This window comes from Pseudomonas sp. 5P_3.1_Bac2 (genome assembly GCF_025465995.1).
Taxonomy (GTDB): domain Bacteria; phylum Pseudomonadota; class Gammaproteobacteria; order Pseudomonadales; family Pseudomonadaceae; genus Aquipseudomonas.
On record NZ_JANLNY010000016.1, the window covers coordinates 1 to 19,903 of the forward strand.

A 19,903-nucleotide genomic window follows, 5' to 3' on the forward strand; every position below is an offset into this window, starting at 1 on the left:
TGTTAAAGAACGGTTGGTTAAGTCTTTCGTCTCAACCGAGGCGCGCATTCTACAGCAGCCCCACATCTTGTCAAGCAGGCTTTGAAAATTTCTTTTCAAACTCAACCACTTGCGCTTTCGATCGGCTTTCAGCTTCTCGTCAGCGGGAGGCGAATTCTACAGCGTTTCAAACCACTGTCAACCGCCTCTTTGCCGTCTCAGATCGACCCGACCTAAGCACCAGCAGCGTATCTTTCAACACCCTGCCAGAGCGGCGCATTGTACGCAGTTCTCACTGACTTGCAACCCTTAATTTCAAACTAACTTATTGATTAATAAGAAATTTACAGGAGCAGATACGCCTCAAGAGGGGCGCATTATAGAGAGCCACCCAAGCAGGTCAACACTTAATTACGGATTACTCAGCTTTAAGCGCAATGCGGGCAAAAGCCTTCTTGCCAGCCTGACAGACGTGCACTGCACCAAGCTTATATATAAAGGTGCGATCAACCACCTCTCCATCGACCCGAACACCACCAGAGCCCAGCAGGTCACGCGCCACGGCCGCATTCTTAACCAAGCCTGCCTTGTTCAGCAGAGCAGCTATTGGCATATCGGCCGCACTGAGCACTTCGATCTCAGGCAGGTCTTCCGGCAGCTCGCCATCTTTCATGCGGTTACCGGCAGAACGATGAGCATTTTGCGCGGCTTCAGCACCATGGAAACGCTCAACAATCTCTTCGGCCAGCTTGATCTTAATGTCACGCGGATTGGCGCCCTGCTCGACATCAAGCTTGAACTGGTTGATTTCATCCATGGAGCGGAAGCTGAGCAGCTCGAAATAGCGCCACATCAGAGAATCAGGCATTGACACCAGCTTGTTGTACATCACGCCTGGCGCTTCCTGGATACCAATGTAGTTACCCAGGGACTTGGACATCTTCTTCACGCCATCCAAGCCTTCGAGCAATGGCATGGTCAGCACGCACTGAGATGGCTGCCCGTAAGCACGCTGCAGTTCACGCCCCATCAGCAAGTTGAACTTCTGATCCGTGCCACCGAGCTCAACGTCCGCTCGCAGAGCAACAGAGTCGTAACCCTGCACGAGGGGATAGAGGAATTCGTGAATAGCAATCGGCTGCTGAGAGCTGTAGCGCTTATCGAAGTCATCACGCTCAAGCATGCGCGCTACGGTGTACTGGGAAGTCAGACGAATAAAGTCGGCCGGCCCCATCTGATCCATCCAAGTGGAGTTGAACGCCACCTCGGTTTTGGCCGGATCAAGGATTTTGAACACTTGGGTTTTATAGGTTTCGGCGTTCTCCAGCACCTGCTCGCGTGTTAGCGGCGGGCGAGTGGCGCTTTTACCGCTGGGATCACCAATCATGCCGGTGAAGTCACCAATCAGGAATATCACCTGGTGGCCCAGATCCTGGAACTGACGCAGCTTATTAATAAGCACGGTATGTCCAAGATGCAGATCCGGTGCAGTCGGATCGAAACCTGCCTTGATGCGCAGGGGCTGGCCACGCTTGAGTTTTTCAACCAGCTCAGCCTCAACCAACAACTCTTCTGCGCCGCGCTTGATCAGCGCTAACTGCTCTTCAACCGACTTCATGACAGGACTCACAACCACTCTGAAAACGAAAGGGAACCAACCATACAAGATCACCTAGCGAACACAAACTGCAACGACTCAGGAACATCCGTCGGCCAGTTCGGTCGCAGTAGGGTTGCCTAGCTAGCGATTTGGTTATATTTTATACAGTTACTGCATCTTCATCATATTGTTTATCTATTTTTTTACCTTTCATATTAATCATAAAAAAGCAGCCTATGACCTCTTCAACTAAAGCGCCGCCTCTTTATCCGAAAAGCCATATCTTGGCTGCCAGCGGCGTAGCCGCGCTACTCAGCCTTGCGCTACTGGTGTTTCCCAGTCGCGAAGTGGAAGCCAAACGTACCCACCTGAACCTTGAGTTAGACAGCTCCGCCGAATACAGCCAAGCTGAGAATGAAACCGAATCAGCCACGGCATTAAGCCTGAACAAAGCGCCATCGCCCCTCGCCCAAACCGGCGAAACCCCTGACACCGAACAAGCTAGCGTGGAAGCACCAGCGCCTGTCGAGAGCAAACCGCTGCAGCATATCGTTCGTGTTGAAAACGGCGACACCCTCTCCACTTTGTTTGCCAAGGTCGGTCTAAACGCCAACGACCTGCATGAAGCGATCAACAGCAGTAAAGAAGCCAAACAGCTGTCGCGACTAAAGGTTGGCCAACCACTTGAGTTCAATCTCACCACCGACGGTAAGCTGGACAGCGTCCACAGCAAACTCAGCGATCTGGAAAGCATCGCTCTAGTGCGCACGGATAAGGGCTTCAGCTTTAAACGCGAGCTGGTTAAACCCGAAGTAACCACCAGTTACTCCCGCGCAGTGATCAATAACTCGCTGTTCCTGTCGGCGAAACGTGCCGGGCTTTCTCATAACCTGACGATGGATCTGGCCAATATCTTCGGCTACGACATCGACTTCGCCCTGGACATCCGTGACGGCGACGAATTCGAGCTGATCTACGAGAAGAAGGTGGTCAACGGCAAGCAGGTCGGGACTGGCAATATCCTCTCCGCCCGCTTTACCAACCGCGGCAAAACCTACACAGCGGTGCGTTACACCAACAAGCATGGCACCACCAGCTACTACAACGGTAAGGGCGAAAGCATGCGCAAAGCCTTTATCCGCACGCCGGTGGACTTTGCTCGCATCAGCTCACGCTTCTCCAACGGTCGCCGCCACCCGATCCTGAACAAAATCCGCGCCCATAAAGGTGTGGACTACGCAGCGCCGCGCGGTACCCCGATCAAAGCAGCCGGCGATGGCCGGGTCATGCTGGCAGGCCGTCACGGCGGCTATGGCAACGCGGTGATCATCCAGCACGGTCAGCGTTATCGCACCCTGTATGCGCATATGAATGGCTTCGCCAAAGGCATCCGTAACGGTGTGAACGTACGCCAAGGGCAGATCATCGGTTATATCGGCACCACTGGCCTGTCTACCGGCCCGCACCTGCATTATGAGTTCCAGGTAAATGGTGTGCATGTGGACCCGCTGAGCCAGAAGATGACCATGGCGGACCCGATCCCAGCCAGCGAAAAAGCGCGTTTCAACCAGTTGAGCAAACCCTTGCTAGCACAGATGGATAAGGAAAAATCCACCATGCTGGCCCTCAACAATCAGCGCTGATTTATGCCTCTGTACTTAGGCGTGATGTCCGGCACCAGCCTGGATGGGCTGGACATCGCACTGATTGAGCAAACACACAAGACCCGCCTCATCGCCAGTCACTATCTGGCGATGCCCCCCACTCTCGGTAACGACCTGCTGGCCCTCTGTGCCAGCGGGCCAGATGAGCTGGCCCGCGCGGCCATGGCCGAGCAAACCTGGGCCCAATTAGCCGCCCAAGGCATTCATGCTCTCCTAGCCGAACAGGGGCTTAGCGCACAGGATATCCGCGCTATCGGCAGCCACGGCCAGACCGTGCGTCACGAGCCACAGCGCGGCTTTACCATTCAGATTGGCAATCCAGCTCTACTCGCCGAGCTGACGGGTATCAGCGTAGTGGCTGACTTCCGTCGCCGCGACGTGGCGGCGGGCGGCCAAGGTGCACCGCTGGTGCCGGCTTTCCACGAATCGCTGTTTGCCGACGGGCAGAGCAACCGCGCCATTCTTAATATCGGTGGTTTTAGCAATCTCAGCCTGCTTGAGCCCAATCGCCCCGTACAGGGTTTCGATTGCGGGCCGGGCAACGTGTTGCTGGATGCCTGGATCGGGCGCCAGCGCAACCTGCCCTATGACCAAGATGGCCAGTGGGCCGCCAGCGGTCATGTACAACCGGCACTGCTGAAGCAGCTACTGAGCGATCCGTTCTTCCACACTCAGGGACCGAAGAGCACCGGCCGCGAACTGTTCAACCTGCCTTGGTTGGATCAGCACTTAGCCAGCCTGCCTGTCTTGGCCGCGGTGGATGTACAGGCCACGTTGCTGGAGCTGACAGCCCTGAGCATCGTCGACTCGCTGCAAACCGCGCAGCAGCATACAGAGCTGTTGCTGGTGTGCGGCGGCGGCGCGCGGAATTTGCGCCTGATGCAGCGCCTGGCACAGCTGCTGCCTGGCTGCCAAGTGGGCAGCACAGACGCCCATGGTGTGCCGGCGGACTGGATGGAGGCCATGGCCTTTGCCTGGCTAGCGCACTGCTGTTTAGAGGGCATCCCGACCAATCGCCCCAGCGTCACTGGCGCCCGTGGCTTGCGCATATTGGGCGGCATCTACCCTGCTTAAACACTGGGCATGGTGCAGAAACGACAACGCCGCGCACAGGGCGCGGCGTTACTGGAAAACTACAGCTGGGCGCTTAAATCGAGAAGGACGATCCGCAACCGCAAGTGGTGGTGGCATTGGGGTTCTTGATGACAAAACGCGAACCTTCCAAACCTTCCTGATAGTCCACCTCAGCGCCGACCAGATACTGGAAGCTCATCGGATCGACCACCAAGCTGACGCCTTCTCGCTCGACGATGGTGTCATCTTCGGCGACGTCTTCATCAAAGGTGAAGCCATATTGGAAGCCGGAACAGCCGCCTCCGGTTACAAACACCCGCAACTTAAGGCGCGGGTTGCCTTCTTCACTAACCAGGCTTTTCACCTTGTTAGCAGCACCCTGCGTAAATTGCATAGCGCTAGGGGTGAAGGTTTCAACGCTCATGCTGATAACTCCCGGCGCTAAGCGCCCTACTGCGTTCTGAACGGCATTATCCTCTTCTCCTAGAAAAGCGGTCAACTATTCCGGCACTGCGAGGCTCTGCGGTAACTCTAAAGGCCGTGACTCTTCCTGTAAGCGGCACAGACGTCCCTCGACCTGGGCGCCCATGGCCATTTCCATCACGGCGTAATACAAATTGCCACGAATCCGCGCCCGTGGCCCAAGCTCTAGATGGCTGCTGGCGTGCACATCGCCCTGCACTTCGCCATCAACAATGATATGGGGTGCGCGGATCTCACCTTCAACCCGGCCCTGCTCGCTGATACGCACCATGCCTTCGCTGGTTAGTAGATTGCCCTTGAGCACGCCATCGATCTGCACCGCGCCCTGGAAGCGCAAGTCACCCTGCAATTCGGCGCCAACGGCGAGCAGGCTGGTCTTGCCAGCGAAGCGTTGCAGGTCAGTGCGCGCTCGATTTTTGTTCCACATAAGCCCCGACTACTCCGGTTTGTTCCAGTTAAACGAGTGCAGCAGTGGTTTATCACCCTTCACCTGTGCCCGCACCTTGATCTGCTTGGGCTCGAAGCCACTAGGCAACTGTAGCTCGGCGAATTGATCGGCAGCAGGAATCGCCTGGAAATGTTTGAAGGCGAAAGGAATCGGCTGCTCGCTCAGGGCGTTGGGCAGATGCTCTGCAAGGCTCGCCAAAGGTAGAGTGAGCGGCTTGCCATCCTGCGTCCCCTGGATCGATACCTCCAACTGCCCGGCAAGGGGCGCAGCATCCTTACCAATGCGGCTGAGGAGGATTTTGTAGCGGAATCGCTGTGGATTTTCTGTGCCTTGCAGCTCAAAGGCTTTGATCTGCAAACCCTGATGGCGCTGTTCGGGAGCCAGCACGCCTTGATAGAAGGCCAAGTCCTGCTGCTGTTGGTAGATTTGCTCTTCCAACAGCTTGATAGTCAGGCGACTCTTTTCGTTGGCTTGCTGGCTGACATTGGCGCTGTTGCTCAGCACCGCCAAGCGCTGGCGTAGTTCTTCGAGCTCGTCATTGGCCGGCGCGGGGGCGGCGGCCGTAACGGGCGGCGCGGGAGGTTCAGCCACTGGCGCCAGCTGTTGCTGATAACGCATACCGGCGTAGAAGGCCAACGGCAGGCCCAACAGCAAGGCAAAGATGGCGAAACGCCGGCGGCGCTCGCGCCGGGGATCACTAGGGCGAACCTCCCAACTCGCCATTAAGGCAACAGGGCCGCGTGGGACAGACCCAGGCGCTCATCCACACCGAACAGGATGTTCATATTCTGCACAGCCTGACCCGATGCACCTTTGACCAAGTTATCGATCACCGAGAGCACCACCACCAGATCGCCATCTTGCGGGCGATGCACGGCAATCCGGCACACGTTGGCGCCACGAACGCTGCGCGTTTCAGGATGGCTGCCGGCAGGCATCACATCGACAAACGGCTCGTTGGCATAACGCTGTTCGTACAACGCCTGCAGATCGACCGAGCGATCCACCACGGTGGCGTACAGAGTGGCGTGGATACCACGGATCATCGGAGTCAGGTGCGGCACGAAGGTCAAACCCACCTCTTTACCTGAGGCCCGGCGCAAGCCCTGGCGAATTTCCGGCAGGTGACGATGACCTTTGACGCCGTAAGCCTTCATGCTTTCGCCGGCCTCGCTGAACAGCGAACCAACACTCGCGCCGCGACCAGCACCGCTCACCGCGGACTTGCAGTCGGCAATCAGGCTCGTGGTATCGGCCAGGCCTGCTTCCAGCAGCGGGATTAAACCCAGCTGCGCAGCTGTCGGATAGCAACCAGGCACGGCGATCAGACGCGCTTGCTTGATCGCTTCCCGGTTAACTTCCGGCAGGCCATACACCGCTTCCGGCAGCAGATCCGGGGCACCGTGGGGCTGGCCGTACCACTGGCTCCACTCTTGGGCATCTTGCAGGCGGAAGTCTGCCGACAGGTCGATGACCTTAGTCCCGGCGGCCAACAACTCACCGGCTAGGGCGTGGGCAACGCCATGGGGCGTGGCGAAGAACACCACATCACAGGCACCCAAGGTGGCCACATCCGGCACACTGAAGGCCAGGTGCGGATAATGACCGCGCAGGTTGGGGTACATTTCATCGACGCGCAGCCCAGCTTCGGAACGCGAGGTAATGACCTCTACCTGTGCTTGCGGGTGCTGTGCGAGCAGACGCAGCAACTCGACACCGGTGTAGCCTGTGCCGCCGACGATGCCAACCTTGATCATTACCTACCCCTTGTCTAAACAATGCCGTGGAAAGCTTGGAATCATACGGGTGCAGCGCCTTGCGGCCAACACCTGCGAATGGCTTAGGGAGCAGACTAATGCCGGGCGCAGCGCAAAGCCCAAGCCTCAGTCGCAACGCTGCAGGCGATTGGCCCCTGAACCTGGCATTTAGCCCCGTGACGCCAACGCCACCTGCCTCTACTATCACAGGTTAATGAATTTCACCGAGGTTGCTCGATGCTCTACCTGTGGCTTAAAGCCCTGCACATCATTGCCATGGTTTGTTGGTTCGCCGGCTTGTTCTATTTGCCGCGCCTGTTTGTTTACCACGCCATGAGCAGTGACCCGATCAGCCGCGAACGCTTTTGCCTGATGGAGCGCAAGCTCTATCGCGGCATTATGTGGCCCTCGCTGGTGCTCACGGTGTTATTGGGTGCCGCCCTGATCAGCCTGAATCCCAGCTACTACCTAAGCCAGGGCTGGCTCCACGCCAAGCTGAGCATCGTCGCGCTGCTGGTGGTTTATCAGTTTTTCTGTGGCGCCCAGATCAAAGCCTTTGCCCGCGATGAGAACCCACGCGGCCATGTGTTTTACCGCTGGTTTAATGAGGCGCCAGTGTTCGCCCTGCTGGCCATCGTAATCTTGGTGGTGGTCCGGCCTTTTTAAGCCTCCCAACGTTAAACATCCCCACGAAAGGAATTCGCCATGGCTCTGCCTGCTGTGCTGGAACAAAGCCTACGTTTGCCGCTGGTCGCGGCGCCGATGTTTTTAGTGTCTAACCCGCAATTGGTTTTGGCCTGCTGCAATGGCGGCATTGTCGGCAGCTTCCCTGCGCTCAATCAGCGCGACAGCGGCGGCTTTGCCGATTGGCTATTGCAGATTAAACAAGGGCTCAATGCCACCGCTGCGCCCTATGCGGTGAACCTCATCGTGCATGCCACTAATCCTCGGCTACAGGCGGACCTCGCGATTTGCGTGGAGCAGCAGGTGCCCATCGTGATCACCAGCTTGGGCGCAGTGAAAGAAGTGGTGGATGCGGTACACAGCTACGGCGGCTTGGTATTTCATGACGTCACCACCCGCCGCCATGCCGAGAAGGCGGCTGAGGCAAGCGTCGATGGTTTGATCGCGGTAGCTGCCGGCGCTGGTGGGCATGCCGGCACCTGGAGTCCGTTCGCGTTGATTGCGGAGATCCGCCAGTTCTTCGACAAAACGCTGCTGCTGGCCGGCAGTCTCAACCATGGCCATGAGATTCTCGCCGCCCAGTTGCTCGGCGCCGACCTGGCCTATATGGGCACCCGCCTGATCGCCACCCAGCAAAGCGCCGCGCCGGCGGCATACAAGCAGATGCTGCTGGAGGCCCAGGCCGCCGATATCATCCACACCCCTGCGGTGTCCGGCGTGCCGGCGAGCTTTATGCGCCAGAGCTTGGAGCAAGCGGGTTATGACCTTAAACAGCTCACTCACAAAGGCGAGCTGAACTACGGCGAGAAGCTCAAACCCATGGACGATGAGGCCAAGGCCTGGAAGACGGTATGGTCGGCCGGCCAAGGCGTCGGCAGTATCCATGAAGAGCTCAGCGTGGCCGACCTGATCGCCCGCCTGGACCACGAATACCGCGTCGCCCTGAGCCACAGCCAACGCTTACACCAGCGCTGGCCACGCTAATCCAGAGCTGGGCCGCCTGCGAGCGCGCCCAGCCTAGCTGCCGGCAGATAATAAGCAGTCGACATTTACAGATGAGTCGGCTTGTTTGCTGGCATATGGCTAGCTAGCCTAGCCCTCACTAATTTTCCAGCGACAAGGAAGGCGGAATGTCTGAGGCTCGTTTCAAAGTTCTGTTTAGCGGCGAACTAGTGCCGGGCGCCCAGCTTGAGGTGGTGCAGGCTAATTTGGCGCGCTTATTCAAAGCAGACCCCGCACGGATTGCGGCGCTGTTTAGTGGTAAGCCCGTAGAGATCAAACGCGGCCTGAGCGAGGCGCAAGCCGAGCACTACTTAAAGGCCCTGCACCAAGCCGGGGCGAATGCGCGCAAAGTCGCGGAGCTCAGCACCAGTTTGAGCTTACAACTCACCGACGATCACCCTGCTGCGCAGACCAGTGCCCACGCGGCAGGCCAAGCCCCGCGCATGACCTGTCCCAAGTGCGGGCATCAACAAACGCAAACCAAGGAATGCTCGGCCTGCGGCATCATTATTGATAAGTACCTAGCCCGGCAAACGGCCCTGGCGCCGAGTGCTGCCGCAGCGGCCACGCCTTATGCCACGCCACAAGCGAAGATCAGCGCCCCCAGCGCGGAGTTCGACACACTGAAAGTCTTCACCAGTGATGGGCGGATTGGCCGGATGCGCTATTGGGTATGGTCAGCGACGCTGCTGACGTGCCTGCTGCCGGCAGCTTTGGCTTTGGTGATGGCGATCAAATCCAGTCCTCTTATCGGCGGCTTGCTCAGCGTCGCGGCGGTATTGGTGTTCGGCGCTATGTCGCTAATTATCAGCATCAAACGCCTGCACGACTTAGGCTGGTCGGGGTGGTTGTGGCTGCTGAACTTCGTGCCCGTACTGGGCTCGTTCTTCAGCTTAATTCTGCTGATTTTGCCGGGCAACTCAGGGCCCAACCAGTTCGGTCCACCACCACCGGAAAATAGCCCGATAGTAAAAATTCTATTTTGGCTCTGGCTGGTGCTCGCGAGCCTAGGTATCGTGGCCGCGATTATGCTACCAGGCGCTTTAGGCCTGTTGACGGATTAAGCTCAAGCCTCATAAACCCGTAGGCGCAGACCACTTGCATGGCTCTGCGCTCTACCCGTTCGACCAACATCTGCGCAGCCCACTTTCACCCCGCCATCGCTTTACGCATGGGGGTTAGGCGTCACACGGAGAACCCATGAAGAGTTATGCGCTAATCACCGGAGCATCCAGTGGTATCGGCTTGGCCTTAGCCGAAGCGCTGGCCCGGCGGGGGCGCAACCTGATTTTGGTGGCCCGGCAACGTGATGTGCTGGAAAGCATCGGCTTTGAGTTAAGCCAACGCTTCGGCGTGGAGGTGCTGTTCCGCGTCTGCGACCTGAGCCAACCGCTGCGCGTCAGCGGCCTGCTGCATGAACTGGAAGAAGGCGGGCGCTGCATCGATCTGCTGATCAATAACGCCGGTATCGGCAACGCCGGCGAATACGTCAGCCAAGACTGGATGCGCGAGCAACAACTGATTGAACTCAACGTGCTGGCCCTGGCCCGCCTGTGTCATGCCGTGGGTGGCTTGATGGTCGGCCAAGGCGGTGGGCAGATCCTTAATGTGGCCTCGATTGCGGCTTTTCAGCCAGGACCGGGGATGTGCAATTACTACGCGAGCAAGGCTTTTGTTCTGAGTTTTTCCGAGGGCCTGCGTGAAGAACTTAAACAGTATGGCGTGCGGGTCTCGGTCCTCTGCCCCGGGCCAACCAACAGCGCCTTCTTCCGTAATGCGCAGCTTGATGTGCCAGGCCTGCAAGGCAGCAAGTTGATGATGAGCGCTGAGCAGGTGGCGTTGCTAGCCCTTAAAGGCCTGGATAAAAATCGCGCGATCATCATCCCCGGCTGGCGAAACAGACTGCTGGCGATCAGTCCTCGACTGGCCCCGCGCAGTGTCATCCGCTGGCTCAGTGGGCAGATTAACCGGCGCTTTATCCGTTTGATCAAGGCGCCCTCATGAGCAATGCAGCTCGGTGCCAAGGCTGATCTCGATCAAACCCCATGGCCTGGATTGGAGTAAACTGCCCGGCATAGTTAGCGCCGGAGGTCCCCATGGCCAGCGAACGTCATTTTTCCCCAGTCGACCGCCTGTTACTGCAGGCGGATGCCGCGTTACGCACTTTACTGCCCTTTAGCGGCCAGCCCACCCGGCCGTCACCGGCGACTGTTGAAGCACCAACTGAGCTCGACAGCCAACAGACCCAGCACATCGCGGGTTTGATGCGCATCAACCACACCGGCGAAGTCTGCGCCCAGGCCCTGTATCAAGGCCAAGCGCTGACGGCCAAACTGCCCCAAGTGCGTAAAGCCATGGAGCACGCCGCCGACGAAGAAATCGACCACCTGGCGTGGTGCGAGCAGCGCATCCGTGAATTGGGTAGCCGCCCGAGCGTGCTCAACCCACTGTTTTATGGCCTGTCGTTTGGCGTGGGCGCAGCCGCTGGTCTGATCAGCGATAAAATCAGTCTGGGTTTCGTCGCCGCCACTGAAGATCAGGTGGTAAAACACTTGGACGAGCACCTGGAACAGATCCCGCTTGAAGACCAAAAGTCGCGGGCCATTCTTGAGCAAATGCGCGTCGATGAACAACAGCATGCCTGCAACGCTCTGGATGCCGGCGGCGTACGCTTCCCCAAACCGGTCAAGCTGGGTATGAGCCTGCTGGCCAAGGTGATGACCAGCAGCACTTATCGTATTTAGCCTTCGGCTAAATAAACAAAGGGCACCTAAGGTGCCCTTTGTTATGTCGCATTACGTGATGTAACAGATGCCGTGTAGAACTAACTGAAGCGGGGCTTATTCGCCCAACTCGATGATTTCGTAATCGTGGCTGATGTCTACACCGGCACGGCCGAGCATGATCGAAGCCGAGCAATATTTTTCCGCCGAAAGCTCGACCGCCCGTTTGACCTGAGCCTCTTTGAGCCCACGACCCTTGACGACAAAATGCAGATGAATCTTGGTGAATACTTTCGGCTCTTCAGGAGCGCGCTCAGCCTCAAGGAAGGCTTCGCAACTTTCGACCGGCTGGCGGGATTTTTTCAGGATGCTGACCACATCGAAGTTGCTGCAGCCGCCCAGGCCGATCAGCAGCATTTCCATGGGCCGGATGCCCAGGTTGCGTCCACCACTCTCGGGCGGACCGTCCATGACCACTGCATGGCCGCTACCCGATTCGCCGATAAAAATGGCCTCACCAGCCCACTGAATACGCGCTTTCATTACCCAGGCTCCGCCGTTAAAAAGGTGCCAAGTTTAGCACAGCACCCTCTCAAACTGTTTTGCTGCACCAGAGGGGGCTTGGATGTTGCATAGTTAGCGCGGTAAGCTCCAAAAACGCTGGCACGCTTGTACACATAACTACAACTATAAATATCCGCCACCCCATGGCAATTAATCTAATAAATTCGGGAATCGGGCATGGTAGCTATTACCCTCACACCAAAAATTAAAAATATCGATAAGCTCCTCGCACACTGTCATCGCCGGCGTTACAGCGCTAAGAGCACCATCATTTATGCGGGCGATCGTTGTGAGTCATTGTTCTTCATCGTCAAGGGCTCGGTCACCATCCTGATCGAAGACGATGATGGCCGTGAAATGATCATCGCCTACCTCAACCCCGGTGATTTCTTCGGTGAAATGGGGCTCTTCACCAAAGATGGGGTGGAAAAACAGCGCAGTGCCTGGGTTCGTGCCAAAACCGAATGTGAGGTCGCCGAGCTGAGCTATGTGAAGTTCCGCGAGCTGAGCCAGCAAGATCCGGAAATCCTCTATGCCCTAGGCAGCCAAATGGCTGAACGACTGCGCAATACCACACGCAAGGTCGGCGATCTGGCCTTTCTCGATGTCACCGGTCGCGTTGCGCGTACCCTGCTTGAACTGTGCAAACAGCCCGATGCCATGACCCACCCCGACGGTATGCAGATCAAAATTACCCGCCAGGAAATCGGCCGCATCGTCGGCTGCTCGCGGGAAATGGTCGGCCGGGTGCTCAAAGCTTTGGAAGAACAAGGCTTGGTCAACGTCAAAGGCAAGACCATGGTGGTCTTCGGCACCCGTTAACCGCAGCCGCAATGAACAACGCCGACCCAAGGGTCGGCGTTGTTCATTGCTGGGTACTGCTTAGTCAACATCGGGTGCCGCGACCTGAATGCTGCGCTCGGCAAAGAACAGGCGTTGCAGCTCTAAACCTGGGTTTTCCGCACGCATAAAGGCTTCACCGACGAGGAAGGCGTACACCTCGCTGATCATCATCAGCTCCACATCCGCGCGGTTGAGGATGCCACTCTCAGTGACCACCAGACGATCACGGGGCACCCGGGTTAGCAGATCCAAGGTGGTATCAAGGCTCAGCTCAAAGGTATGCAGGTTACGGTTGTTGATTCCCAGCAATGGCGATTCAACCACCTTCAGCGCCCGCTCCAACTCATCGCCGTCGTGCACCTCGACCAACACATCGAGATTGCAGTCCTTGGCCGTGGCCGCCAACTCAGCCATCTGGCCATCTTCCAGCGCCGCGACAATCAACAATACGCAGTCGGCGCCCAAAGCACGGGATTCAACGATCTGATAGGGATCGATCATAAAATCTTTGCGGATCACCGGCAGTTTGCAGGCACTGCGCGCTTCTTGCAGGTAGCGATCGTTGCCCTGGAAGAAGTCGATATCAGTCAACACTGACAAACAAGTCGCCCCACCAGCGGCATAGCTTTCGGCTATTTCAGCAGGCACAAAGTGCTCGCGGATCACACCTTTGCTCGGCGAGGCTTTTTTGATTTCAGCAATCACCGCCGGCTTCCTAGCTTCGGCCTGAGTGATCAGCGCTTGGGCAAAGCCACGCGGCGCGTCGACTGTGCGCAGTTGTTGCTCCAGCTCTGCCAGGCTAACGATAGCGCGCCGCGCCATGACTTCCTCGGCTTTGCGCGCAATGATTTTTTCCAGAACAGTTGGCAGACTCACCCAGCATTCTCCTGTTTAAATACGGCGGTAAATGACACCAGCTCCTGCAGCTTCTCCCAAGCCAGGCCGGTGTGCAGCGCATCATGCGCAAGCTCAACACCTTGTTTAAGGCTAACCGCCAAATCGGCTGCATACAACGCCGCGCCAGCATTCAGGGCGATCATATCGGCCGCCTTTTGTCCTGCGTCAGTCTTACGCCGGGTCAGGGCGTCGCGGATCAGCGCCAGCGAAGCATCGGCGCCGTCCACCGAGAGGCCAATCAGGCTTTGACTGGTGATTCCAACATCTTCCGGCAGCACTTCGTATTCGCTGATCTCGCCATTTTTCAGCTCGGCCACATGGGTCGCCGCGGCGAGGCTGAATTCATCCAGACCGTCGCGCGAATGCACCACCAGCACATGCTTGCTGCCCAAGCGCTTGAGCACCTCGGCCAACGGCCGGCACAGCTCCTTGCTGAACACCCCCACTACCTGATGCTTAACCCCTGCTGGATTGGTCAGCGGGCCAAGCATATTGAAGATAGTGCGCAGGCCCAGATCACGCCTTGGGCCGGCCGCGTATTTCATCGCCGAGTGATGCACTTGGGCAAACATAAAACCGACGCCAACGCCCTCGATGCAGCGCTTAACTTGCTCCGGTTCTAAGTTCAGATGGATGCCAGCAGCCTCCAGCAAATCGGCACTGCCGCTCTTGCCGGACACCGCGCGATTGCCGTGCTTGGCCACTTTGCCGCCAGCGGCGGCCACGACGAAGCTGGCTGCAGTGGAGACGTTAAAGATATTGGCGCCATCGCCGCCAGTACCGACCACATCCACCACATGCTCGAGGCTGCTCAATTGCACCTGGCTGGCCAGCTCGCGCATCACCGATACGGCACCGACGATTTCGTCGATGGTCTCGCTCTTCATGCGCATGCCCATGAGGAACGCACCGATCTGCGCATCCGTACACTGGCCGGTCATGATCTGGCGCATCACGGCCTGCATTTCTTCGGTGTTCAAATCCAGCTGGTTGACCACCCGATTCAGGGCTTGCTTGATATCCATCAGCGCACGCCTCCTTGTTGTTTGAGGAAGTTGGCGAACAGCTCATGGCCCTGCTCAGTGAGGATCGATTCCGGGTGGAACTGCACGCCTTCGATATTCAGGGTCTTATGGCGCAGGCCCATGATTTCATCGACGCTGCCGTCGGCGTGCGCCGTCCAGGCGGTGATTTCCAGGCACTCAGGCAAGGTTTCCCGCTTCACCACCAGCGAGTGGTAACGGGTCACGGTCAAAGGCTTATTGAGACCGGCGAACACGCCTAAGTCTTCATGGAACACCGGGCTGGTTTTGCCATGCATGGCTTGCCGGGCGCGCACCACATCACCGCCAAAGGCCTGGCCGATGCTCTGATGGCCCAGGCACACGCCCAAGATCGGCAGCTTGCCGGCAAAGTGCAGAATGGTCTCAATCGACACCCCGGCTTCACTTGGCGTGCAAGGGCCAGGCGAAACGACAATACGCTCAGGCTTGAGGGCTTCGATCTCGGCGATGCTCAACTCATCATTACGGATAACGTGCACGTCAGCGCCCAACTCACCGAGGTACTGCACGACGTTATAGGTAAAGGAGTCGTAGTTATCGATCATTAACAGCATTTCAATCCCAACCTTTATGTTTAAGGTTAATCAGGGCAGCAGACAGGTTACAGCAGCGCCTCGCGCTCGACAGGTTGACCACAGGCCATCGCTCGGCCAGCGCCAAGGTCGGCAGCGGGTGCAACAGCGGGAGGGATAAACAGGGCATGTGGCCTTCTCCTAGGGGTTGGAGCCGCCACACCGGTGAGCTTTTGGAAATCCTGCAACCTGCTTGCCGATGCTGGCGGCAGGGTTGGGTTTGAAACCGCAACGACGCGCCGCTTCCTATTGGAAGCGCCACCACAGATTTACCCTGAGCGTCACGGTTGAGGACATGATACCTAGCCTGAGAATGAGTCGCTGCAGCCTTTGCCGCAGCCAACAAGTGGTCGGATTGTAACGCCCATCATCAAACCAAGTCGATGGCTTTTTCCCCTGACCATACGACCTAAGCACAACCCCCAGCCGCACCGGCCAGGGGCCTTGTAGCACTTATTCGGCGCGACCTTGCTCGGCCAACGCCACTGCGCGGAACATGGCGCGGCGCTTGTTCAGGGTTTCTTCCCACTCAAGCGCCGGCACCGAGTCGGCGACGATGCCGGCACCGGCTTGCACGTGCAGCTCACCGTCTTTGATCACCGCCGTGCGGATGGCAATCGCCGTGTCCATATTGCCGTTCCAGGCCAGGTAACCTACGGCGCCGCCATAGACGCCGCGCTTAACCGGCTCCAGCTCGTCGATGATTTCCATGGCGCGAATCTTCGGCGCACCGGACAGCGTGCCGGCCGGCAAAATGGCGCGCAGGGCGTCCATGGCCGTCAGTTGCGGCTTAATCTGCCCGGTGACGTTGGAGACGATATGCATGACGTTGGAGTAGCGCTCGATCACCATTTTCTCGGTGACTTTGACGCTACCCGTGCTGGCGACACGCCCCACATCGTTGCGGCCCAAGTCGATCAGCATCAGGTGTTCGGCGACTTCTTTGGCATCGCTGAGCAGGTCTTCTTCCAGCGCCAAGTCAGCCTCTTCGTTAGCGCCGCGGGGACGAGTGCCGGCAATAGGCCGTACAGTGACCAAGCCCTCCTCCAAGCGCACCAGCACCTCCGGCGAACTGCCGACCACATGGAAGTCGCCAAAGTTAAAGAAGTACATATAAGGCGTCGGGTTGATGCAGCGCAGCGCCCGGTACAAATCAATCGGCGCGGCCTGGAACGGAATCGACATGCGCTGCGAGATCACCACCTGCATGCAGTCGCCAGCGAGGATGTATTCCTTGATGGCGTTGACCGCGTGCTCGTAGTCGTCACGCTTAAAGCTGGAGATAAACTCAGGCTCAGGGCCCACCGGCGCGCTTAAATCCACGCCCAACCGCGGGGTGATCGGTTGACGCAGCTTGTGCAGGATTTCCTCTAGGCGCGCCTGACCTTGCTCCAGGGCAGCGGCTTCGCTCGGATCGACCAGCACGATGGCGTGCATCTTGCCGGCGAGGTTATCGAACACCACCACGGCGTCGGACACCATCAGCAGAATATCCGGGGTGCCGAGGTTGTCCGGATTCACCCCGCCAGCCAGTTTCTGCTCCACGTAACGTACGCTGTCGTAGCCGAAGTAGCCGACTAGGCCACCGTTAAAACGCGGCAAGCCAGGCAAGGTCGGCACCCGATAGCGCTCTTTAAACGCCTCGACAAAGGCTAGTGGGTCCGCGCACTCGTGGCGCTCAACGACTTCGCCATCGATGCTGATCTGCACACTGTGGTCATAGGCGCGCAACACGGTGCGTGAAGCCAGACCGATGATCGAGTAACGCCCCCACTTCTCGCCGCCTTGGACGGATTCGAGCAGGTAGGTGTTGGCCTCGTCGGCCAGCTTGAGGTAGATCGACAGCGGCGTGTCGAAATCCACCAGGGATTCGCAGGCCACAGGAATACGGTTATAGCCTTCGGCGGCTAGACGCTGAAATTCTTCGCGGGTCATCAGATGAGTCTCGTAACGGATGCTTAAAGTGAGTCGTGCATGCGCGCCGCCTGTTGCGGCCAGGGCAAGATCAGTGGCGCCAGCGCCAACGGGCCAGGGCCTTGAGGATGATCATGCTGGGGCTATGCGACCAACGCGTGCAGAAAACAAGCACCACGAAACTCTCTTTTAGTTAGGCGGGAAAGTCCGGCCACACTAGCGCGTTGCCTGGGCTGAAGCAACCTTCAACCCAGGCAAAACAGCGCTGGCGCGGCTTAACCTGCAGGCTGCAGCAACTCAGTCAGTTGGTTAAGCACGTAGTTGGGGTTTTCTTCGGCAATCGGCCGGCCATGGTTGTAGCCATAGGTCAGCGCCACGCAGGCCACGCCAGCGGCCTTGGCGGCCAGCACGTCGTTGCGCGAATCGCCGACAAATAACGCCTGTTCAGGAGCGACCCGGGCCAGTTGCATCACATGCAGCAAGGCCGCCGGATGGGGCTTTTGCTGGGGCAAGGTGTCGCCGCCCATGATCCAGCGAAAGTAGCCACCCAAGCCCAGCTGATCGAGCAAGGGCGCGACAAAGCGCTCGGGCTTGTTGGTCACTATCGCCAGCTCGATATTTTTTTCACGCAGCCAGTTAAGGGTTTCCAGCACCCCGGAATAAACCTGGGTCTGGCTGTGATCCTCGGCATAGTGATCGAGGAACAATTGCAGCGCCTGCTCGGCCTGCGCGCTGTCCACCTGCGCATGTTCCAGGCTGCCGGCCAACGCGCGGCGCACCAGCACCGGCGAGCCGTTGCCGATCCACTGCCGGACGTTTTCGACCCCGGCCGGGGCGCGGCCTAAGTCAGCCAGGGTTTTATCCACCGCAGTGGTGATGTCCGGCACTGAGTCGATCAGCGTACCGTCCAGGTCGAACATCACCAGTTGCGGCAGTGCACCTTGGAACAGCTGATGAATCAGCTTCATCCGCGCACCTGGGCCAGCTCGGCGCGCATGGCATCGATCACAGCTTTGTAGTCCGGCTGATTGAAGATCGCCGAGCCGGCGACAAAGGTATCAGCGCCAGCTTCAGCGATGGCACGGATGTTCTGCACATTGACCCCACCGTCTATTTCCAGACGGATTTCACGGCCACTGGCATCGATCAGCGCCCGCGCTTCGCGCAGCTTCTCCAGGGTGTGGGGAATGAACTTCTGCCCGCCAAAGCCTGGGTTAACGCTCATCAGCAGGATCATGTCGACCTTGTCCATGACGTGCTTGAGCACGTCCAGCGGAGTCGCCGGGTTAAAGACCAAGCCGGCCTTGCAGCCACCATCGCGGATCAGTTGCAGGGAGCGGTCGATATGCTCGGAGGCTTCCGGGTGGAAGGTGATGTAAGTGGCGCCGGCTTCGATAAAGTCGCCGATGATGCGATCCACCGGCTTGACCATCAGGTGCGCGTCGATCGGTGCGGTAACGCCGTACTTACGCAGGGCGCTGCACACCATCGGGCCGATGGTCAGGTTGGGGACGTAGTGGTTGTCCATGACATCGAAGTGCACGATGTCGGCGCCAGCGGCGAGCACCTTATCCACGTCTTCACCCAGGCGGGCGAAGTCGGCGGACAGAATCGACGGGGCAATGGCAAAGGGTTGCATGGCGCACCTCAGTGGCTTTGATCAAGCCGCGCATTGTACCCGAGCCAATGGCAAGCTGCCGCCAACAGATGACCGACGCGGCCATAGACCGCGCCGGTACTGATGCGAAGAGTTACTCTGGAACTTGAGTGCGCATCTTCTCGCTGCGGCCACGCAGCCATTCCAGGGTCAGCAGCAACACCACGGAGAAGGCAATCAGCAGGGTCGCGGCAGCGGCGATGGTTGGCGACAGATTCTCGCGAATACCGCTGAACATCTGCCGCGGCAGCGTGGCTTGCTCAGGGCCGGCGAGGAACAGGGTGACGACCACCTCATCGAAAGAAGTGGCGAAGGCAAACAGGCCACCACTGATCACCCCGGGGGCAATCAAGGGCAAGGTGACCCGGCGAAACGCGGTCAGGGGTGAGGCACCAAGGCTGGCCGCGGCGCGCACCAGGTTATGGTTAAAGCCCTGCAAGGTGGCCGACACAGTGATGATCACAAAGGGCACACCGAGCACTGCGTGGACGATGATCAGCGAGATATAGCTGTTACCCAAGCCCAGCGGGGCGAAGAACAGGTAGCTGGCCACCCCGACGATCACCACCGGCACGATCATCGGCGAGATCAGCAGGCTCATCACCAGCGCCTTGCCGCGAAATTCGCCACGGGTCAGACCAATCGAGGCCAGGGTGCCGAACACCATGGCCAGCACGGTGGCCGCAGGGGCGACGATCATGCTGTTCTTCAGCGAGCGCATCCACTCGTCTGAGCTAAAGAACGCTTCGTACCAACGCAGCGAGAAGCCTTGCAGCGGATAAACCAGAAAGGTCCCCGAGTTAAACGACAGCGGGATGATCACCAGCACCGGCAAGATCAAAAACAGCAGCACCAGCGCGACCAAGCTGCGCAGGCTGTAGTGCCAGATGCGTTCGACAGGTGACATGTAAGGGCTAAGCATGCTCAATCTCCACAAAATTCTGCCGGCTGGGTAAGGCCTCTGGCCCTACCCGCCCA

At 58.3% G+C, this 19,903-nt stretch carries 21 protein-coding genes; 8 read left to right on the top strand and 13 right to left on the bottom strand.

The window, feature by feature from the left end; genetic code table 11:
- Positions 1 to 397 precede the first annotated feature (397 nt).
- Positions 398 to 1,597 (bottom strand): tyrosine--tRNA ligase, encoded by a 1,200-nt coding sequence (gene tyrS / locus NTD81_RS10210; RefSeq protein ID WP_262182158.1) that lies wholly within the window; start codon positions 1,595 to 1,597, stop codon positions 398 to 400.
- 218 nt (positions 1,598 to 1,815) lie between these two features.
- On the opposite strand from tyrS, the gene NTD81_RS10215 reads away from it, so the two are divergent.
- Both NTD81_RS10215 and NTD81_RS10220 read left to right on the top strand, forming a co-directional pair.
- Entirely contained in the window at positions 1,816 to 3,222 is a 1,407-nt protein-coding gene (locus tag NTD81_RS10215) for a peptidoglycan DD-metalloendopeptidase family protein (protein ID WP_262182159.1), read from the top strand.
- A gap of 3 nt (positions 3,223 to 3,225) precedes the next feature.
- Entirely contained in the window at positions 3,226 to 4,317 is a 1,092-nt protein-coding gene (locus tag NTD81_RS10220) for an anhydro-N-acetylmuramic acid kinase (RefSeq protein WP_262182161.1), read from the top strand.
- A gap of 73 nt (positions 4,318 to 4,390) precedes the next feature.
- Here the strand turns inward: NTD81_RS10220 and erpA are convergent, their stop codons facing one another.
- The 4 genes from erpA to argC all read right to left on the bottom strand — a co-directional run bounded on the left by erpA (position 4,391) and on the right by argC (position 7,005).
- On the bottom strand, positions 4,391 to 4,741 hold the full coding sequence (gene erpA / locus NTD81_RS10225) for an iron-sulfur cluster insertion protein ErpA (RefSeq protein WP_262182163.1): 351 nt from the start codon (positions 4,739 to 4,741) through the stop codon (positions 4,391 to 4,393).
- A 75-nt stretch (positions 4,742 to 4,816) separates the two neighbouring features.
- Positions 4,817 to 5,227, bottom strand: a complete 411-nt coding sequence (locus NTD81_RS10230; RefSeq protein WP_262182165.1) for a polymer-forming cytoskeletal protein — start codon at positions 5,225 to 5,227, stop codon at positions 4,817 to 4,819.
- A 9-nt stretch (positions 5,228 to 5,236) separates the two neighbouring features.
- A complete protein-coding gene (locus NTD81_RS10235; RefSeq protein WP_262182166.1) occupies positions 5,237 to 5,971 on the bottom strand; it encodes a DUF6776 family protein in 735 nt (244 codons plus the stop codon).
- The gene (gene argC / locus NTD81_RS10240) at positions 5,971 to 7,005 is read right to left on the bottom strand and encodes an N-acetyl-gamma-glutamyl-phosphate reductase (protein ID WP_262182167.1); all 1,035 of its coding nucleotides are present in this window, start codon (positions 7,003 to 7,005) and stop codon (positions 5,971 to 5,973) included. The genes NTD81_RS10235 and argC overlap by 1 nt, the downstream gene beginning before the upstream one ends.
- 237 nt (positions 7,006 to 7,242) lie before the next feature.
- Here argC and hemJ point away from each other — a divergent pair, with 237 nt between their 5' ends.
- The 5 genes from hemJ (at position 7,243) to coq7 (ending at position 11,435) form a co-directional block, all read left to right on the top strand.
- Positions 7,243 to 7,671: a protoporphyrinogen oxidase HemJ gene (hemJ, locus tag NTD81_RS10245; protein WP_262182168.1), complete on the top strand. Its 429-nt coding sequence runs from the start codon at positions 7,243 to 7,245 to the stop codon at positions 7,669 to 7,671.
- Between the two features lie 39 nt (positions 7,672 to 7,710).
- Positions 7,711 to 8,673, top strand: a complete 963-nt coding sequence (locus NTD81_RS10250) for an NAD(P)H-dependent flavin oxidoreductase (protein WP_262182170.1) — start codon at positions 7,711 to 7,713, stop codon at positions 8,671 to 8,673.
- 146 nt (positions 8,674 to 8,819) lie between these two features.
- The gene (locus NTD81_RS10255) at positions 8,820 to 9,755 is read left to right on the top strand and encodes a DUF805 domain-containing protein (RefSeq protein ID WP_262182171.1); all 936 of its coding nucleotides are present in this window, start codon (positions 8,820 to 8,822) and stop codon (positions 9,753 to 9,755) included.
- A gap of 136 nt (positions 9,756 to 9,891) precedes the next feature.
- The gene (locus NTD81_RS10260) at positions 9,892 to 10,695 is read left to right on the top strand and encodes an SDR family NAD(P)-dependent oxidoreductase (protein ID WP_262182173.1); all 804 of its coding nucleotides are present in this window, start codon (positions 9,892 to 9,894) and stop codon (positions 10,693 to 10,695) included.
- A gap of 92 nt (positions 10,696 to 10,787) precedes the next feature.
- Positions 10,788 to 11,435 carry a 2-polyprenyl-3-methyl-6-methoxy-1,4-benzoquinone monooxygenase gene (coq7, locus tag NTD81_RS10265; protein ID WP_262182174.1) on the top strand — a complete coding sequence of 216 codons (648 nt, stop codon included), beginning with the start codon at positions 10,788 to 10,790 and terminating at the stop codon, positions 11,433 to 11,435.
- Between the two features lie 96 nt (positions 11,436 to 11,531).
- Here coq7 and NTD81_RS10270 read toward each other — a convergent pair whose 3' ends face one another.
- Positions 11,532 to 11,957, bottom strand: coding sequence for an OsmC family protein (locus tag NTD81_RS10270; RefSeq protein ID WP_262182175.1), 426 nt, complete (start codon positions 11,955 to 11,957; stop codon positions 11,532 to 11,534).
- A gap of 198 nt (positions 11,958 to 12,155) precedes the next feature.
- Here NTD81_RS10270 and crp point away from each other — a divergent pair, with 198 nt between their 5' ends.
- On the top strand, positions 12,156 to 12,800 hold the full coding sequence (gene crp / locus NTD81_RS10275; RefSeq protein ID WP_262182177.1) for a cAMP-activated global transcriptional regulator CRP: 645 nt from the start codon (positions 12,156 to 12,158) through the stop codon (positions 12,798 to 12,800).
- Positions 12,801 to 12,860: 60 nt separating this feature from the next.
- Here the strand turns inward: crp and trpC are convergent, their stop codons facing one another.
- The 7 genes from trpC to NTD81_RS10310 form a co-directional block, all read right to left on the bottom strand.
- Positions 12,861 to 13,697, bottom strand: coding sequence for an indole-3-glycerol phosphate synthase TrpC (gene trpC, locus NTD81_RS10280; protein WP_262182178.1), 837 nt, complete (start codon positions 13,695 to 13,697; stop codon positions 12,861 to 12,863).
- Positions 13,694 to 14,743: an anthranilate phosphoribosyltransferase gene (gene trpD, locus NTD81_RS10285; protein WP_262182179.1), complete on the bottom strand. Its 1,050-nt coding sequence runs from the start codon at positions 14,741 to 14,743 to the stop codon at positions 13,694 to 13,696. Before trpD ends, trpC begins: the two co-directional genes overlap by 4 nt.
- Complete coding sequence (locus tag NTD81_RS10290; RefSeq protein ID WP_262182181.1) at positions 14,743 to 15,336, bottom strand: aminodeoxychorismate/anthranilate synthase component II; 594 nt, start codon at positions 15,334 to 15,336, stop codon at positions 14,743 to 14,745. Before NTD81_RS10290 ends, trpD begins: the two co-directional genes overlap by 1 nt.
- A 471-nt stretch (positions 15,337 to 15,807) precedes the next feature.
- A complete protein-coding gene (gene trpE, locus NTD81_RS10295) occupies positions 15,808 to 17,289 on the bottom strand; it encodes an anthranilate synthase component I (protein WP_262182182.1) in 1,482 nt (493 codons plus the stop codon).
- Positions 17,290 to 17,543: 254 nt separating this feature from the next.
- Positions 17,544 to 18,236 (bottom strand): phosphoglycolate phosphatase, encoded by a 693-nt coding sequence (locus tag NTD81_RS10300; RefSeq protein WP_262182183.1) that lies wholly within the window; start codon positions 18,234 to 18,236, stop codon positions 17,544 to 17,546.
- Entirely contained in the window at positions 18,233 to 18,907 is a 675-nt protein-coding gene (gene rpe / locus NTD81_RS10305; protein ID WP_262182184.1) for a ribulose-phosphate 3-epimerase, read from the bottom strand. The genes NTD81_RS10300 and rpe overlap by 4 nt, the downstream gene beginning before the upstream one ends.
- 112 nt (positions 18,908 to 19,019) lie before the next feature.
- Positions 19,020 to 19,847, bottom strand: coding sequence for an ABC transporter permease (locus NTD81_RS10310; RefSeq protein WP_262182185.1), 828 nt, complete (start codon positions 19,845 to 19,847; stop codon positions 19,020 to 19,022).
- Positions 19,848 to 19,903 lie beyond the last annotated feature (56 nt).